The following is a 15792-nucleotide window of genomic DNA, read 5'->3' as shown; positions in this document are numbered from 1 at the left end:
TCGGACACGTCACCGAGCCAGGCACTCCACTCACCACACTGGCCCAGTTCCACGACTACCTGACCGCTTCGGGCATCACACCGGAAGACCCCAACAAACCAACGCTTTAATTATCGGCAAGACCTTAGAATCGATCTGAGAGCGTTTTACCTGGTCGGAGGCAGGCGTTTCGGTCGTCGTCGGCAGCATCTGGCGCTGATTGAGCGAGCACCACGGTTACACCTGGTTCTTGCTGGTCCCCAGCAGGTCGGCGTGTGTTCGCCGCCGCGTTTGCCCAGGTCGGTTCCTGTTTCCTGAGCCATCGGTGCCCCCTCAGGCGAGGGCGAGCCACAGACAGGGCGACCGGCGTGCCGGCGAGAAGGGCAGACCACAGTCAGCTCGGGGGTCCGCTCCCCCACTGGGGACGCCCGAGGCCAATGTGTCGGCACCTCGACTCTCGCCGACCAGGCCACATCCGAGCAGATCGGCGCACTGCGCCGTAGTCAGGAACGCCGGCGCTGTTCTTCTTGACCGGCGGCCTCGGCGAAGAACAGCGCTGTGAGGCCGTTGAGGCCGAAGGTGGTCAGCTCGGCCGAGGTGAACCTGCCGCCGGCGACAGCGATGTTCTCGCACGGAAGGGCGACGAGGGATGCCTGGGTACCGTGCCCGGTCACGAACCACTGCGAGAACCCCAGCACGTGAGTGCCGACCAGCTCGGGTTCGACGCCCTTGCCCACCGCCGTGACAGTCCCTGCGCGATCGAAGCCGAGCACGAACGGCGCCACCGCGCCGGCCGGCGTCATCGCACGGAGTGTGCCGTTCTGGATCAGCGTCTCGACCGGGTTGACGGTTGCGGCTTCAACGGCGTCCAGGACCTCGTCCTCGGCCGGCGTCGGGTCCGGGAGCTCTATGAGTCCCAGGTTTTCCGGGGCGCCGAAGGTGGTGAACGGGCAACCTCGTCGTTACCGCCGCTATCTTCCGTACCGCAAATCCGGACTCGGACATCCAGGCGACAGCCCGAGGGCCGGCGCACATGCACGCTGCGCAATAAGGTGACGCACGCCACAACGTGCATCAAATACTGAACTCCTCAGCCGTCAGTCCCGTGACTGCGTAAGGATGTCGCTTTTCCACAGAAGATCCGCAAGAAGGTCGATCACGGAAAGAGAGGAGTCATTCCGAGCCAGCGACACATCGCGCGGGCGTTGAACTCGGACGATCACCAGGCAAAGCCACGAGCACGCCGATAGTGCAGCTCGAAACGAACCCGCGCCTCCACCAATGCGAATCGATCCGGGCAGCGCGCTTGTCATCAGTAGTCACCCTGCAATTGACAGAAAGTGAACTTTCGATGTCTACCAGAAACCCGATTCGGCTGATGTCAATGCTGATCCCGCTGGCCGCCGGAGCTTTCGTATTTCCTGGAGTGACCCCAGCCATGGCCGAGCCGCACGACACCCCGCCCCCGTCTGCTAAGAGCATCAGCTCTCTCCACTCACTCGGCAGCCTCGGTCCCCTGACCGATCTGGCGATCCAACGGTTACTCGTCAGCGATCAGGTCGCAGCGTCGAAGTTCGGCACGGGTAAACCCGTCGACGACCCTGCCCGCGAACAGCAGGAACTCGACGGGGTCCGGCAACGTGCGGTGGCCCTCGGGATCGCCCCCGCGGCGACGGTGCAGTTCTTCCAGGACCAGATCAATGCGAGCAAGGTCGTCCAGACGGGCCTGCTGCAGCAGTGGACCGAGCATCCTGATCAAGCTCCGACCACGCGACCGGACCTGGGACAGATCAGGCAGCAGCTCGACGAACTCACCACCGAAATCCTGCATGAGCTGGCGTCTACCCAGGCCATTCGCCATCAGGCACCGTCGTGCGACGTACAGCTGTGGGTAGCAAGCCTGTCCGGGTTGATCCTCAACCACCTCGACGCACTGCACCGCCACGCGCTGGCAGTCGCCCTGGGCTCAGTCTGCTCGCCAGCCTGACCTCACCTCCGACTCGGGTACCCACGCGCATCAGGAGAACCATGACTTCCCAACATATTGCCGACCCAGCTGCCGTCATCGCCAGCGCGGACTATGTCGTGGTCGGCGCAGGCACCGCGGGGTGCGTTATCGCCTCGCGACTGTCCGAGGACCCGGCCGTCACCGTCGTCCTGCTCGAAGCAGGCCCGGCCGACGGCCCGGACGCGATGAAGGATCCATCGGGTTTCCCGGCCCTGCTGGGGAGCGACGTCGACTGGGCCTTCACCACAACGCCGCAGCGCGCGCTCGGTGATACGCAGATCTTCTACCCTCGCGGCCGGGTGCTGGGCGGTTCGAGCAGCATCTACCACCCCGTCGGCACCTGCCGCATTGGCCACGACCCGGACGCCGTGGTCGACACCCCGGTTGCGAGTCCACGGAATCGACGGACTACGCGTGGCCGACGCCTCCGTCATGCCCACGGTCGTCGCAGCCAACACCAACGCGACGGTGCTCGCCATCGCCGAACGTGCCGCCTCCCTGATTGCCCAGTAACACCCACGACGAAAATCGCGCCTGCCGCATCTGGGTACGAAAGGTTAGTGCCATGACAATCGTCTATGCCAATGTCCGCCCCATGATCGTGTTGCACAACGCACTCCGGCGTGAGGTCCGCCTCCTGCCCGCGCTAGTACGGGGCGTAGGCGACTACGACACTGCGCGGTCGCTGGTTGTCGCCGAGCATATTGACTTCGTCGCGACCATCCTGCACGCACACCACCGAGGCGAGGATCTCGTCCTGTGGCCGATCCTGCTGGACCGCGGACCAGAAGACATCGCCCCGGTCGTCAAGGTGATGGAAGATCATCACCAGCAGATCGAGCAGCTCAGCAAGGAGATCGGTTCGAACCTGCCCAGCTGGCGTGACGGTGCCGAGCCGACTCGGCGTGCGACGCTCGCTACCGCACTCGATCGGCTGGTCGTCGTACTCAACGAGCATCTCGGCATGGAGGAGAAGCACATCCTTCCTGTCGTAGCAAAGCACGTCACGCTGAGCGAGTGGGACCAGATGGGCACCGCAGCCGGAGCAGAGGTCGACCCGGCCCTCCGCCTGGTCGGAGTCGGCATGCTGATGTATGAAGGCGATCCCGAGGTCGTCGACCTGGACCTCGCCCGGATGCCGCCTGCGGCACGCACGCACATCAAGACAGCAGCCCCCAAGGCGTACGCCACCCATTCGCTGCGAGTGCATGGAACTCGTACGCCGTCGCGCAGCACCGACTAAGGAGACGGTCACGCGGTCCGGCCGGGCGGCACACCCCAGCGGCCCACTGTTGTTCGACCATCGAGAACACCAAAACGCGGTCCTGTCACGTCGCAGGTGTCGCGTCCTCTCCCCACGATCAGGAAGTTCTAATGCGCGTTGGATTCACCCTCCCGCAAATGGGCCGCCTTGCTCACCAACCGCAGGAAATCGCCAGATTCGCCTCAGAGGCCGAGCGGCTCGGCGCCGCAAGTTTCTGGGTCGGCGACCGACTGCTCGCTCCAGTGAAGCCCACCGTCGGCTACGGCGGCACGGATGAGATCCCTGAAGCGTTCCACTCCGTACTCGACCCCTTCGCGCTGATGGCTGCCGCCGCAGCCGTCACCCGCACAGCCGTCATCGGCTCCAACGTCCTGATCGCGCCGTGGTATCCACCAGCCTTGCTGGCCCGGTCACTGACGACCATCGACCTCGTCAGCGGCGGACGACTCATGGCCGGATTCGGTACAGGCTGGTCACCAGACGAATACCAAGCTGTCGGCATCCCGATGAATGAGCGTGGCGCTCGACTTGACGAGTGCCTGGACGCGCTCGAATCATTATGGACGCTGAATCCCGCCTCGCACGAAGGGAAATACTGGAGTATTCCGGCCACCCACGTCGAACTCAGGCCAGTACAGGTCCCTCGGCCTCCCGTCTATCTGGGGGGATACTCGGAAGCCGCCATGCGCAGAACCGCCCGCCGGGCGGATGGCTGGCTGCCCGTCGTGGTGCCGGGACTTATGGAGTTCGATGCCGATGCCATCACCGCTCCGATGAACCAGATCGGAAAGCTCGCTGCCGAACACGGACGTGACCCCGGCAATCTCGACATGATCCTGCGCGTATATCCCCAAGGGAACGGCACTGCGGACGACGTAGTGGAATTCCTCACCCGCGCAGCGCGTGAGGCGGGAATCACCCATGCCTTCGTTGACATGATGAACATCGCTACAGAAGTCGATCAAGCATTGGATATCGTTGATCGCCTCGTGCGCAAATGTGGAACCAACTGATCCTGCGCTGAATACAAGCGAGTAGTTGGACCTATTTTGCCCGAACTCGACCAGTTGCCACCCACCCCACGAGTCCTTCGTGGGGTGGGTGGCAACCGTCCTCTCGATCCGGGTCCTCAGCCGAGCACGCGCGGTTCAACGGGGCTTGGCTATGCCTGAACCCTCGCGGGCTGCGTGCGCTTCCGTGGAGCACTACTGCGCCTCGTCCCGACGTGCCAGCATGATGAGTGCCTCCGCGACCATGTGTGGGTCGGCAAGCATTGCGTTGTGGGGTGCTTTGATCTCGAGATAAGTCCAGTCATCGCCGTCGGCGCGTTTCGCCACCGCGTCTAGGTACCGCGGCGCAGCTTCGGGCGGCGAAGGCAGCAGACCGCATTTCGGTATGCACATGTTCACCCAAACAACGCAGATAAACTGAGCCCGACGGCATCGAACGGTGCGCACCAAACTTGAGTTAGTGCAGGTCAACTGAATTGGAGTCACGCACCTGTCTTGAGCGCCGTGATCGTCAGGTCGACGAAGTCCGCGCCGGGGTCGGCGAGCAGCGCCGTCTCGTCCAGGCCTTCGATCGCGGTGGTCAGCGGCGCGCTTCGCCGTACTCGCCAGTGCCGGCGGACCTGCCGCATCGCGATCGAGACCAGCCAAGACCGAAGGCGTCGGGGTCGCGGAGTTTCCGCAGGTCGCGGATCATCTGCAGCATGACCTCCTGCACGACGTCGTCGGTTTCGGCATGTGCGGCCAAGGCGCGGCCCACGATGTTGTAGATCAGGGGCAGATAGTCGGCCACGAGCGTGTCGAGGGCCTGTTGGTCGCCGTCTTGTGCGGCCCGCACCATGGTGGCCTCGACCCTGGACCTGTCCGGGCCCCGTGCGCCCACTGTGTGGAATGTCGGTCATGACTACGGGAGGGTTCCTCTTCGGGGACGGCATAACACAAATCGGCACGCCATCATCGCACCGGAGGACTTTCAGCTGGAATTCCTGCGGCGGCCGGGGCCGGGTGCTCCGGAGGGCGCCCTCTTTTTCGTGATCGCAGACCTCGACCGCGTCTCCGCGGAGCATGCGGCCGAGCGCCGCAGAGATCATCCCGGACCCCTCCCTGCGTCGGGCGTTTTGCCCGAACCGTTGACGAACCGGGGATGCATCTGCAACCTTTGACCTCTGTCTTGCAAAAAGTAACGAACTCCACTCAAAATTCGCTGAGTTTCCCGCAAGTTCGAAGCAGCTCCTCCTCAAAACCCCACCCACCTCCCAAGCCCCCCAACCCCGGCGCACCGGCGCGTCTCGATGCCACGTACCACCCGCATGCCGCTTCACCGCGAGGTCCGTCGGGTCGTCGTGCTCCGGCTCCGCGGCAACCCGCTCTGTCGTGACAACAGAACAGAGGACCTCATGAAACGGAAGCAGCTCAGCCGTCGGCTGATCACCGGCATCCTCACCGTCGGCTTGATCGCCATCGGGCTCTCTCCCGCCGGTGTCGCGGCAGCGGCGACACCCAACCTCGTTCTCGGCAAGACCCTGTCGGCCAGCAGTTCCCTGCCCGGCTACCCCGTCGGCAACGCGGGCGACGGCAACCAGGACTCCTACTGGGAGAGCAACAACAACGCTCTCCCGCAGTGGCTCCAGGCCGATCTCGGGACAGCCGCGAGCGTCACCAAGATCGTGCTGAAACTGCCCGCTTCCTGGGGTGCGCGCACGCAGACCATCGCCGTTCAGGGCAGCACGACCGGCACCTCGTTCGCCGATGTCGTCGGTACCGCCGGCTACAACTTCACCCCGGCCGGGAACAACACCGTGACGATCTCGTTCCCGGCGACGACCACCCGCTACGTCCGGCTGAACGTCACGGCCAATACCGGGCAGCCCGCCGCGCAGGTCTCGGAATTCGAGCTGTACGGGCCGGATTCCGGCGATACCCAGCCGCCGGTCGCACCCGGCAACCTGACGATCACCGAACCCGGCCAAGGGCAGATCCACCTGGCTTGGACGGCGTCGACCGACAACGTCGGGGTGAACGCGTATGTCGTCTACCGCAATAACTCGCTCGTCGCGACGTTGGCGGGCAACGTCCTCGCCTATACCGAAACCCAGTCGTCGACGGTGCCCCTGGAGTACTTCGTGCGGGCTCGCGACGCCGCGGGCAACGAGTCGCCCGACAGCAACCGAGTGAGCCGGCCTGGCCCGGGCGGCAGCGGCACCAACCTGGCCGCCGGCAAGCCCATCGACGCGTCGTCGAATGCCGTCAACTTCGTTGCCGCCAACGCCGATGACGGCAACATCACCACCTACTGGGAGTCCGCCGGTTACCCTTCGACGCTGACGGTGAAGCTGGGCGCCAATGCCGATCTCACCTCGGTCGTGGTCAAGCTCAACCCCGATCCGGCGTGGGGGCCGCGGACGCAGAACTTCGAGGTCCTCGGTCGTGACCAGGCAGCGACGGCGTACACCTCGCTGGTGGCACGAGCCGACTACGCCTTCGGCCCGTCGGCGAACCAGAACTCGGTGACGATCCCGGTCACCGCCCGCACCGCCGACGTGCGGCTGCAGTTCTTCAGCAATACCGGAGCACCCGGCGGGCAGGTCGCCGAACTGCAGGCCATCGGCGTGCCGGCGCCCAACCCGGACCTGACTGTCAGCGCGGTGAGCTGGTCGCCCGCCTCGCCGAACGAGGTCACCCCGATCACCTTCTCGGCCACGGTCGACAACATCGGCACCGCGGCGGCCGGCGCGACCACGGTCAACTTCACCCTCGGCGGCACGGTCGCGGGCAACGCCGCCGTGGGCGCGCTCGCCGCCGGCGCCTCGACCACCGTCTCCTTCGCCGCCGGCACCCGGCCGATGGGCAGCTACCCCGTCTCGGCAGTGGTCGACCCGGCCAACACGATCATCGAGCAGCGCAAGGACAACAACACCCTCACCGCACCTTCGCCACTGGTGATCGCACAGGCTCCCGGGCCTGATCTGCAGGTTCTCGCGATCACCTCGAGCCCGCCGAACCCGGCCGCCGGAAGCCCCGTCACGTTCACCGTCGCGGTGAACAACCGCGGTACCGTCGCGACGGGCGTGACCACGGTCACCCGCGTGACCGTCGGCGGCACCACGCTCAACACCGACACCCCGTCCATCGCCGCCGGCGCGACGGTCACCGTGGCCATCGGCGGCAGCTGGACCGCCGTCGCCGGCGGAGCCACCATCACCGCCGCCGCTGACGCGACCAATGTCGTCGCGGAAACCAACGAAACCAACAATTCGCTCTCGCAGTCGATCGTGGTCGGCCGAGGTGCAGCCGTCCCGTGGGTCGAGTACGAGGCGGAAGCCGCCAACTACCAAGGCACGCTGCTGGTGACCGATCCGCTACGCACCTACGGGCACACCAACTTCGCCACCGAATCCTCCGGGCGCGCATCGGTGCAGCTGAACAACACCGGGCAGTTCGTCGAATTCACCTCGACCAACGCCTCGAACTCCATTGTGGTGCGAAACTCCATCCCGGACGCGCCGAACGGTGGCGGTATCGATGCCAGCATCAGCCTGTACATCAACGGAACCTTCGCCCAGAAGCTGAATCTCTCCTCACAGCACAGCTGGTTGTACGGCAACAGCGACGGACCCGAGTCCCTGTCGAACACTCCGTCCGGCGACGCCAGGCGCCTGTTCGACGAATCGCATGCGCTGCTGTCGGCGAGCTACCCGCCGGGCACCAAGTTCCGGCTGCAGCGCGACGCGTCCGACACGGCGTCCTACTACATCATCGACCTGATCGATCTGGAGCAGGTAGCACCACCGCTGAGCCAGCCCGCCGGGTGCACGTCGATCACGGCCTATGGCGCGGTGCCCAACGACGGGATCGAGGACACCGACGCCATCCAGCGCGCGGTGACCGACAACCAGAACGGGGTCATCAACTGCGTGTGGATCCCGGCCGGGCAGTGGCGGCAGGAAAAGAAGATCCTCACTCCCGATCCGCTGCATCGCGGGCAGTACAACCAGGTGGGCATCAGCAATGTGACAATCCGCGGCGCGGGGATGTGGTATTCCCAGCTGTACAGCCTGATCGAGCCGCAGAACGCGGTGGGCAGCATCAACCACCCGCACGAAGGCAACTTCGGTTTCGACATCGACAAGAACACCCAGATCTCCGACATCGCCATCTTCGGCTCGGGCCGGATCCGCGGCGGTGACGGCAATGCCCAGGGCGGCGTCGGCCTGAACGGGCGGTTCGGCCAGTACACCAAGATCACCAACGTGTGGATCGAACACGCCAACGTGGGGGTCTGGGTAGGCCGCGACTACGACAACATCCCGGACTTGTGGGGGCCGGCCGACGGGCTGCAGTTCAGCGGCATGCGCATCCGCGACACCTACGCCGACGGGATCAACTTCACCAACGGCACCAGGAACTCGCGGGTGTTCAATTCCTCGTTCCGCACCACCGGCGACGACTCACTCGCCGTCTGGGCCAACCGGTACGTCAAGGACCCGGCGGTGGACATCGGGCACGACAACCAGTTCCTCAACAACACCGTGCAGCTGCCCTGGCGGGCAACCGGCATCGCGATCTACGGCGGCTACGGCAACAAGATCGAGAACAACCTGGTCTATGACACCATGAACTACCCGGGCATCATGCTGGCGACCGATCACGATCCACTGCCCTTCTCGGGGCAGACACTGGTCGCCAACAACGCACTTTACCGGTGTGGTGGCGTTTTCTGGGGTGAGGCGCAGAAATTCGGGGCTCTCACGATCTTCGCGGCGAACAAGGATATCACCGGCGTGACGATCCGGGACACCGATATCTACGACTCGACCTACGACGGTCTCCAGTTCAAGACCGGCGGTGGCACCATGCCGGGCGTCGCGGTCACCAACGTGAAAATCGACAAGTCCAACAACGGCGCGGGAATCCTGGCCATGAGCGGCGCTCGCGGCAGCGCGACGCTGACGAATGTGACCATTTCCCATTCGGCCACAGGCAATATCGTGACCGAACCAGGATCCGGCTTCGTGATCACCGGCGGTTCGTCACCGGCGGCACCGGCCGGATCACGAAGTTCCGTGCCGCCGGTATCGGTGGGGAGGCGATTCCTGGGTATGCCGTAGCCGTCGCGGCCTCGGCATACCGACTGACGCTCGGCACAGCGATGATCGCTGTGCCGAGCGTCGCGCGAGTGGTGAGGAGTCAGAGTTCACGGCGCCCTCACGCCGCGAACAGACTCAAGGCTTACATAGCCGCAGAGCAATTCCGCGGGATTTCTGCACGCTTGGTCATCGTCTGCACGAAAGCTCGGGGGCCTGCTTGAGTCCTGAGGCCGGGCGGCGCGTGCCGTGGAAACATGCCGCCCGGGGCCCGCGGACGCTACTGCGCGTCGAAGGGTGTCAGGACAAAGATGGGCATCCTGCGGGTGGTCTTCTTCTGATACTCCGCATAGTCGGGCCACGCCTCGACGGCCCGGTCTATCCACGTGGCGTACTCGTCGCCATCGACTTCCCTGGCCTGATAGTCCTTCTTGACCGGGCCGTCCTGGAGCTCGACGTGCGGGTTCGCCTTCAAGTTGTAGTACCAGACAGGGTTTTTGGGTGCACCACCCAAGGACGCCACGACTGCGTACGCCCCGCCGTGCTCCACGCGCTGCAGGGCGGTCTTACGAATCTTGCCGGTTTTGGCCCCCACTGAGGTCAGGATGATCACGGGTGCACCCTGATTGTCGGTGCCCTCTGTGCCGCCGGAGCTCTCGTAGAGATCCACCTGGTTGCGGCTGAACTCGAACGTGCTCGGCTCGTACTCCCCGGTGAGAGGCATTACTCCACCATCCATTTCGTCGTCCGTTTCGCTACCAATCGGACTATACCCCGTTTGGCGATCTTGCGTGTAGGACGCGGGACTGTTGGGCGTTTCTGCTGGGCGGGTGGCTCGTGGGCGGCTACGAGCACTCTAACCCTCTGTCCTGTCTCAGGACTTCGTGAACACATGTGTACCGCGACATCATCGAAGTCCTCACGACGGCATTGGCCGCGCTCCCGCCGCCCCGGAGCGTGGGTCGCGGAGATCACCGGCATGCTCGACCTAGCGACCTGGCCGACGGATTCGCGGGTCATCATCCACCGGGAACGTCCCCACCCTGGATGCCTGGTCAACGGCACATTTGAGTACGGTTTCGCCTTGTGCCAGTGGAGTTCTGACCGATGAGCAGGCCGAGGCGTACGGAACGTTCGGGCAGGACCCGACACGTCCGGAGCTCGAGCGGTTCTTCCTCCTCGAAGACGCGGACCGCCGCCTGATCGGCAAACGTCGCGGCGACCATTCCCGGCTCGGGTTCGCCCTGCAAATCTGCACGGTCCGCTACATCGGACTGTTCCCGCAAGACCCGCTCGAGGTGCCGTAGCCGGTGGTCGAGTACCTCGGCGAGTAGCTCGGCATCGCCGATCCCTCGTGTGTGAAGAGCTACACCGAGCGGCCGAAGACTGCCTACGAGCACGCTTGGGAGATCGAGCAGGCATTCGGCTACCACAAGTACGACGACCAGGCCTGGGGCCGGAAGTTTCGCACCTTCCTCTATGGCCGCGCGTGGACCCACGCCGAAGGCCCGGTCGCGTTGTTCAACCACGCCACCGCCTGGCTGCGCCGCCACCGCGTGCTGTTGCCCGGGGTGAGTATCCTCCCCGGCCTGGCCACCGTGCACCAGGCCACCGAAGCTCTGTCCAGTCCGCGACGCCGCGGCTGAACGTTGCCGAGCCGGGGCTCCGCATCATCGTCGCCACGTAGCTGGAGCCCGACCTCCTGTTCGACCCATCTCTCCCACTGACCAGCAGATTTCCGGCTTAGCGCCAACGGCTGTACCGCTGCTACTCAACCCCGGCCGGGCAGCTCCACTACAACCCGCTCAGCCACTGAACCATCGAGATGTCGTCGCGCTCTCATCGGATATTTCGAACGAGTGCCGCTGAACCGAACGTGACATTCGAGTCCTCGAAGTACACCAACGTCACGTTCGCTTCAGCGGAGAATCTCCGGGCGAAATCAAGCCATCGTTCTCAGTCTCATGCGAGTGCATACGGGATGTCGTGCTTGATCACATGCTTGGTGATCTTCCACTGATCACCGCTGCGGTGCAACGTTGTCTCGTAGTAACCGGATTCGATCGGCGTGATCGACCCTTGCGACCCGAAAGCGCCGGCGGGCCAGCCGTCTGCGGGCTGCTCGTCTCCGACGGCATTGAAAATGATGAATTGCACCTCGAGGGTGGCTGTGTCGCCGTCGACGTGCACAATATGACTGGAGGTCACGTTGTGGCTCCAGCCACGCGGGGGGTGCGGTTTCATCATTCCCGCGATTGCGTTTCCGATCGTCGCCGCCCCTTCCAGCGTTCCCAGGTGTTCGTTTTCGCGGTTTCCGCAGTAGAAGATCTCGACAACACCATCGTCGGCGAACAATGCGGACATCGCTGCTGCGTCCCGGTAGTCGTGGGCTCGGACGTACCGGGCCATGACCTCGTCGATCTCGCGTTCTGGACTGGTTACCCGGTACTGCGTGCTCATGATTGACTCCGTTTCTCGGTGACTTGGGCGGATTCGAGGAGGCTTGTCTCGCGCTCCGGATGCGGAGCCGTGAATTGCCGCCCGCGCAGCACGTGCCGGATCAGCTGTGCGTCGCTCACGAGGACTCCTCTCGCAGGTGCTCGATTCCTCCATATGACCAGGTCAAGACGAGGACAGCAATGATCATCTCGGTAACATCTGATACCTTGAAGGTATGGATCGGTTGAAAACGCAGGAGCTCGTCTACTTCGTCGCCGTCGCCGAGAACCTTCACTTCGGTCGTGCCGCCGACCAGCTCGGTATCGCGCAGCCGCCGCTGTCCCGCGCGATCAGCAAGCTTGAGCGCCGCCTTGGTGTCGGGCTGCTGGATCGCACCAGCCGTCGTGTGGTCCTCACCTCGGCCGGGAAGGTCTTTCTGCGGGAGTGCCGGAAGTCGCTCAGCGCCCTCGACAGCGCCGTCCGCCGCACTCAGCAGGCAGCGCGGCCGCAGCGGCTCGTGCTCGCTGTCCGGCCTGGAACAGGGACCGGCCTCCTCGCCGACGTCCTCGATGGATACCGCCAGTACCCGGGCGCCGTGCCGGTGGATCTCGTGTTCACCGGACACCAAGCCACCGCACTGCACGACGGCACAGCTGACATCGGACTCATCTGTGCCAGCGAGGACATCCGGGGCCTGGACCATACGGAACTGACCGAGGAGTTGCCCGTTGCCTTGCTGCCGGTAGGCCACGCGCTTGCCGGGCGCAGATCAGTCAGCGTCGCAGACCTCGCCCGAGACGACCGGTTCGAACGTGACTGCCCGCCGCTCGGCCTCGACGAGATCGTCGAGCGGGTCGTGCTCGGGCAGCTCGTGGTAGTCGTCGGGCACAGCGCGACCAGCCAGCTCGGCACACGGATCACCGCGGTGCCCGTCAGTGATCTCCCAGCAACGCAGCTCGTCCTCGGCTGGCCCCGCAACACTCCATTGGCGGCCAGGGAAGCCTTCACGCTGGCCGCGAAACGCATTGCGGCCCGGGAGGGAAGTACGCGGTCACTCCACTCTGTCGGTCCTGCCGCCGCAGTCTGAATGCCGCCTGAACCAAGCGGCGCCGGTGTTCGGCCGCTTCGTTGACGATGTCCGTGATGAAGGCCTCGACAACGGCCACGTGGTGACCGCGACCACCGACGCGACCGGCAACGTCCAATTCTCCGGCCCCGCGGGCGAGTACCGGATCACCGTGCTCGGACCGTGGAAGACAAGCGGGCAGCCTCAGCGTGCCCAATCCGGGGTCCATACGTCCGTGGCGGAGGTCGCTTCGTACCTGACCTGGAGGTACTCCAGGAAGTCCGCGAGGACGGGGTGCGGGTTGTCGGCTCGCCAGATCACGGAGAGCGGGTAGACCGGGATCGGGTCGACCACGGGGATTCGGCGGAGGTCGTAGCGTTCTGGCCAGAGGTATCGCGAGCCTTCGCCGACGAACGTGGCGAGCCGGTTCGAGTCGGCGATTTCGGCGAGGAGGGTTTCGTTGCCGAAGGCCGGCCCGATCGTGTCGATGGTGAGCCCGAACGTCTTCGCCAGATCGTCGTAGTAGCCGATCGGCTCGCTGTCGGACATGCCGGGCATCCAGATGGGGTGCTCGGTGAGCTGAGCCGGCGTCACCGTCTTGGCGTTCGCCAACGGGTGCCGGGGGCCGACCAGCAGTTCGTGCCGGTCGTCGATGACGCGCGCTGACCGGAGCCCGCTCGGGACTTTGCGGGCGGAGGCTCGCAGCGATCTGAACGTGGCGTCCAGGGTGCCCGAACCGACCTCGGCCAGTGCCGATGCGGCGTCAGCGTTGAGCAGGGTGACGACATCGAGCTGGATGTCGGGGTGTTGCTGGTAGAAGGCGTGCAGGATGGCGGACGGCGCGATCCTGCGGCTGACGACGTCGATCCGGAGGGCTCGGCGCCCTGGAGTCACGGCCGCTGTGGCACGTTCGGCGGCGCGGAGAAGTTCGCGTGCGTGGGGTAACAGCGCTTGGCCGTCGACGGTCAGTGTGGCGCCCCTCGCGGTGCGCGCAAGGAGCTGCACACCGAGTTCTCGCTCCAGTCTGGCCACTCGTTTCGAGGCTGCTTGCTGGGTGATGGCCAGATCGTCCGCAGCGGCTTGGAACTGGCCGATCTCGGCGACGGCGACGAAGGTACGAACCGCATCGAGATCCACGCCGCAGAACCTACTCCCACAACGATGAGTTGTGACGTGCCGCGTGTCGCCTCGCGTCCCTACGGCGCAGGACGGGAAACTAGACCCGACAGGACTCGGAAAGGTGCGGACACCATGACGTCACCGGGCGGGCAGCGCTACGGGCCGGGCCCGCGGCGTCGTGGCGGCCTGCCGCCGGCACCGACCGGCGCCGACGTCGTCGCGAGCGAAGCGGCGATCCCCGATCTCGTCGGCCTGACACCGCAAGAACGCCTGGCGCACCTGGATGCCGCCGCCGCGCAGTACGTCTCGACGCAGCGGCCGGCGAACACGATCAAGGCGTACGCGCAGGACTGGAAGGTGTGGGAGGACTACACCGCCGATCTCGGTATCCCCCTGCTGTCGGGCACCGCCGGCGCGCTGACCGGGTTCGTGGTCTGGCTCGAACGTGGCCGGGTCCCGCGTTCAGGGGAACGGACCGCGCCCGCCGCGCCGTCGACCGTGGAACGTCGCCTCACCGGCGCCATCGCCGGTCTGCGCGGACATAACGTCCACATCGACCCCGAGACCAGTCGAGCCGCGTGGCAGGCACTCAACGGCTACCGGCAGCGCCTCGCCCAAGCGGGGACCGCGCTCGGCCGCGGCAAGGCCACCATGGTCACCCTCGCCGATCTGCGGGCGATGTCACGTGCCTGCCCGGACACCCTCTCCGGCCGGCGTGACCGCGCGATGCTGCTGATCGGGTTTCCCATCGCCGCTCGGTGTTCGGATCTGGCGAACCTGCTGGTCACCGACATCACCGCGACCGACTCACGGGGCCTTGAGATCACCGTCCGCCACGGTAAGAGCACCGGCGACATGGCAGTCCCCCGCCGCGCCAGCCCGGACACCGACCCGGCCAGGGCCTGGCAGGCGTGGCTCAACGCTTCGGGCATCGCCGACGGGCCCGCGTTCCGCCGGATCGACCGCCACGGGAACTTTTCGCAGCACGGGTTGACCACGACCGGGATCAACCAGATCCTCACCCGCTGCGGCGACCGTGCGAACCTCGGTTACACCGTGACCGGGCATTCCCTGCGTTCCGGGTTCGCCACCGAAGCCCGCCGCGCCGGCGCCGACGACATCGCGATCGCGGACCAGGGCCGCTGGGTCCGCGGCAGCCGCGCGCTGTACGAGTACATCCGCCGCGTCGATCGTTGGGACGACAACGCCGCCGACGCGCTCGATCTGTGAATTCCCTGAGTATCCGTTCTCGCAGTGGCCGCCGTGCCGGCGATCCTGCTCGCCGGAACAGGTTGCGCTGCTGCCGATTTCGTCGTCCGCTCGGCTTCGAACCTGACCGCTTCGGACATTCTGCTTTACCTGAATGCGGATTGCACTGGGCAGGGATATGCCCTTCCGTCGCTGCACCAGTCGGCCACTACGCTACTCGGCTATAAATCCTTCAGCATCAGTTAGTGACGCGATGTGCCGGGCGGTCGACGGCCTACGGGCACGAGAAGCCGAGGTCCCACTGCAGGTCCATGAGCAGGTTCGGCACTGACGCCCGCACCGAGACGTCGAGGGCTGAAGTCGATTCATTTCGAGAACAGACAATCGGCACCTGCGCTGCCCGGTCCTCCACGTAACAATCGCTCGAGAACTCTGGGAAACAATGCGGCAGGTGGCTCGCCGGGACCTCGCATTGTCCGGGCGTCAGGGTTAGTACTCCAGCCGGTGCGCCCTGTGATCAGGAGGTGACTGTCCAGCGGTCATGACGTGATCTGAAGCTCGTTGTCGCCTGCCGGTGTGAGTCCGGTCCGGGTAGCTGTCAGGAGGCCAGGTAGCAG

15 protein-coding genes and 1 pseudogene are annotated in these 15792 nt (G+C 65.3%); 9 read left to right on the top strand and 7 right to left on the bottom strand.

What is annotated here, in order from left to right:
• Positions 1-482: 482 nt before the first annotated feature.
• Positions 483-782, bottom strand: coding sequence for a hypothetical protein (locus JWQ81_RS18955; RefSeq protein ID WP_297543315.1), 300 nt, complete (start codon positions 780-782; stop codon positions 483-485).
• Positions 783-1228: 446 nt separating this feature from the next.
• On the opposite strand from JWQ81_RS18955, the gene JWQ81_RS18950 reads away from it, so the two are divergent.
• The 4 genes from JWQ81_RS18950 to JWQ81_RS18930 all read left to right on the top strand — a co-directional run bounded on the left by JWQ81_RS18950 (position 1229) and on the right by JWQ81_RS18930 (position 4264).
• The gene (locus tag JWQ81_RS18950) at positions 1229-1966 is read left to right on the top strand and encodes a chorismate mutase (protein WP_297543314.1); all 738 of its coding nucleotides are present in this window, start codon (positions 1229-1231) and stop codon (positions 1964-1966) included.
• 435 nt (positions 1967-2401) lie between these two features.
• Positions 2402-2500 (top strand): GMC oxidoreductase, encoded by a 99-nt coding sequence (locus JWQ81_RS18940; protein WP_297543312.1) that lies wholly within the window; start codon positions 2402-2404, stop codon positions 2498-2500.
• Positions 2501-2552: 52 nt separating this feature from the next.
• Complete coding sequence (locus JWQ81_RS18935) at positions 2553-3230, top strand: hemerythrin domain-containing protein (protein ID WP_297543310.1); 678 nt, start codon at positions 2553-2555, stop codon at positions 3228-3230.
• 158 nt (positions 3231-3388) lie between these two features.
• Positions 3389-4264 carry a TIGR03619 family F420-dependent LLM class oxidoreductase gene (locus tag JWQ81_RS18930; RefSeq protein WP_297543308.1) on the top strand — a complete coding sequence of 292 codons (876 nt, stop codon included), beginning with the start codon at positions 3389-3391 and terminating at the stop codon, positions 4262-4264.
• 192 nt (positions 4265-4456) lie between these two features.
• Here JWQ81_RS18930 and JWQ81_RS18925 read toward each other — a convergent pair whose 3' ends face one another.
• From JWQ81_RS18925 to JWQ81_RS18915, 3 genes are all read right to left on the bottom strand, one after another.
• On the bottom strand, positions 4457-4654 hold the full coding sequence (locus JWQ81_RS18925) for a hypothetical protein (protein ID WP_297543306.1): 198 nt from the start codon (positions 4652-4654) through the stop codon (positions 4457-4459).
• A gap of 89 nt (positions 4655-4743) precedes the next feature.
• Positions 4744-4890, bottom strand: a complete 147-nt coding sequence (locus tag JWQ81_RS18920; protein WP_297543304.1) for a hypothetical protein — start codon at positions 4888-4890, stop codon at positions 4744-4746.
• Positions 4842-5141 (bottom strand): sigma factor, encoded by a 300-nt coding sequence (locus JWQ81_RS18915; protein WP_297543302.1) that lies wholly within the window; start codon positions 5139-5141, stop codon positions 4842-4844. The genes JWQ81_RS18920 and JWQ81_RS18915 overlap by 49 nt, the downstream gene beginning before the upstream one ends.
• A gap of 514 nt (positions 5142-5655) precedes the next feature.
• Between JWQ81_RS18915 and JWQ81_RS18910 the strand changes: the two genes are divergently transcribed.
• Positions 5656-9366, top strand: a complete 3711-nt coding sequence (locus JWQ81_RS18910) for a CARDB domain-containing protein (protein ID WP_297543300.1) — start codon at positions 5656-5658, stop codon at positions 9364-9366.
• A gap of 256 nt (positions 9367-9622) precedes the next feature.
• Here the strand turns inward: JWQ81_RS18910 and JWQ81_RS18905 are convergent, their stop codons facing one another.
• Positions 9623-10066: a nitroreductase family deazaflavin-dependent oxidoreductase gene (locus JWQ81_RS18905; protein WP_297543298.1), complete on the bottom strand. Its 444-nt coding sequence runs from the start codon at positions 10064-10066 to the stop codon at positions 9623-9625.
• Between the two features lie 343 nt (positions 10067-10409).
• Between JWQ81_RS18905 and JWQ81_RS18900 the strand changes: the two are divergent.
• A pseudogene (locus JWQ81_RS18900) lies at positions 10410-10988 on the top strand (DUF4158 domain-containing protein).
• 316 nt (positions 10989-11304) lie between these two features.
• Here the strand turns inward: JWQ81_RS18900 and JWQ81_RS18895 are convergent.
• Positions 11305-11802 carry a nuclear transport factor 2 family protein gene (locus JWQ81_RS18895; RefSeq protein WP_297543296.1) on the bottom strand — a complete coding sequence of 166 codons (498 nt, stop codon included), beginning with the start codon at positions 11800-11802 and terminating at the stop codon, positions 11305-11307.
• Between the two features lie 214 nt (positions 11803-12016).
• Between JWQ81_RS18895 and JWQ81_RS18890 the strand changes: the two genes are divergently transcribed.
• On the top strand, positions 12017-12868 hold the full coding sequence (locus tag JWQ81_RS18890; protein WP_297543294.1) for a LysR family transcriptional regulator: 852 nt from the start codon (positions 12017-12019) through the stop codon (positions 12866-12868).
• A 183-nt stretch (positions 12869-13051) separates the two neighbouring features.
• Here JWQ81_RS18890 and JWQ81_RS18885 read toward each other — a convergent pair whose 3' ends face one another.
• A complete protein-coding gene (locus JWQ81_RS18885) occupies positions 13052-13984 on the bottom strand; it encodes a LysR family transcriptional regulator (protein WP_297543292.1) in 933 nt (310 codons plus the stop codon).
• A 114-nt stretch (positions 13985-14098) separates the two neighbouring features.
• Here JWQ81_RS18885 and JWQ81_RS18880 point away from each other — a divergent pair, with 114 nt between their 5' ends.
• The gene (locus JWQ81_RS18880; RefSeq protein ID WP_297543290.1) at positions 14099-15196 is read left to right on the top strand and encodes a site-specific integrase; all 1098 of its coding nucleotides are present in this window, start codon (positions 14099-14101) and stop codon (positions 15194-15196) included.
• A 24-nt stretch (positions 15197-15220) separates the two neighbouring features.
• Positions 15221-15421 carry a hypothetical protein gene (locus JWQ81_RS18875; protein ID WP_297543288.1) on the top strand — a complete coding sequence of 67 codons (201 nt, stop codon included), beginning with the start codon at positions 15221-15223 and terminating at the stop codon, positions 15419-15421.
• Positions 15422-15792 lie beyond the last annotated feature (371 nt).

It is taken from the genome of Amycolatopsis sp., from assembly GCF_025464955.1.
Taxonomy (GTDB): Bacteria; Actinomycetota; Actinomycetes; order Mycobacteriales; family Pseudonocardiaceae; genus Amycolatopsis.
Note: the sequence above shows the minus strand (reverse complement) of the source record. Positions and strands in the feature narration are given on the sequence as shown.

Coding starts and splice junctions, on each gene's coding strand:
- JWQ81_RS18920 (WP_297543304.1), bottom strand. CDS start 4,890: ATGCGGCAGGTCCGCCGGCACTGGCGAGTACGGCGAAGCGCGCCGCTG.
- JWQ81_RS18880 (WP_297543290.1), top strand. CDS start 14,099: ATGACGTCACCGGGCGGGCAGCGCTACGGGCCGGGCCCGCGGCGTCGT.
- JWQ81_RS18955 (WP_297543315.1), bottom strand. CDS start 782: ATGACGCCGGCCGGCGCGGTGGCGCCGTTCGTGCTCGGCTTCGATCGC.
- JWQ81_RS18925 (WP_297543306.1), bottom strand. CDS start 4,654: ATGTGCATACCGAAATGCGGTCTGCTGCCTTCGCCGCCCGAAGCTGCG.
- JWQ81_RS18890 (WP_297543294.1), top strand. CDS start 12,017: ATGGATCGGTTGAAAACGCAGGAGCTCGTCTACTTCGTCGCCGTCGCC.
- JWQ81_RS18910 (WP_297543300.1), top strand. CDS start 5,656: ATGAAACGGAAGCAGCTCAGCCGTCGGCTGATCACCGGCATCCTCACC.
- JWQ81_RS18930 (WP_297543308.1), top strand. CDS start 3,389: ATGGGCCGCCTTGCTCACCAACCGCAGGAAATCGCCAGATTCGCCTCA.
- JWQ81_RS18895 (WP_297543296.1), bottom strand. CDS start 11,802: ATGAGCACGCAGTACCGGGTAACCAGTCCAGAACGCGAGATCGACGAG.
- JWQ81_RS18935 (WP_297543310.1), top strand. CDS start 2,553: ATGACAATCGTCTATGCCAATGTCCGCCCCATGATCGTGTTGCACAAC.
- JWQ81_RS18905 (WP_297543298.1), bottom strand. CDS start 10,066: ATGCCTCTCACCGGGGAGTACGAGCCGAGCACGTTCGAGTTCAGCCGC.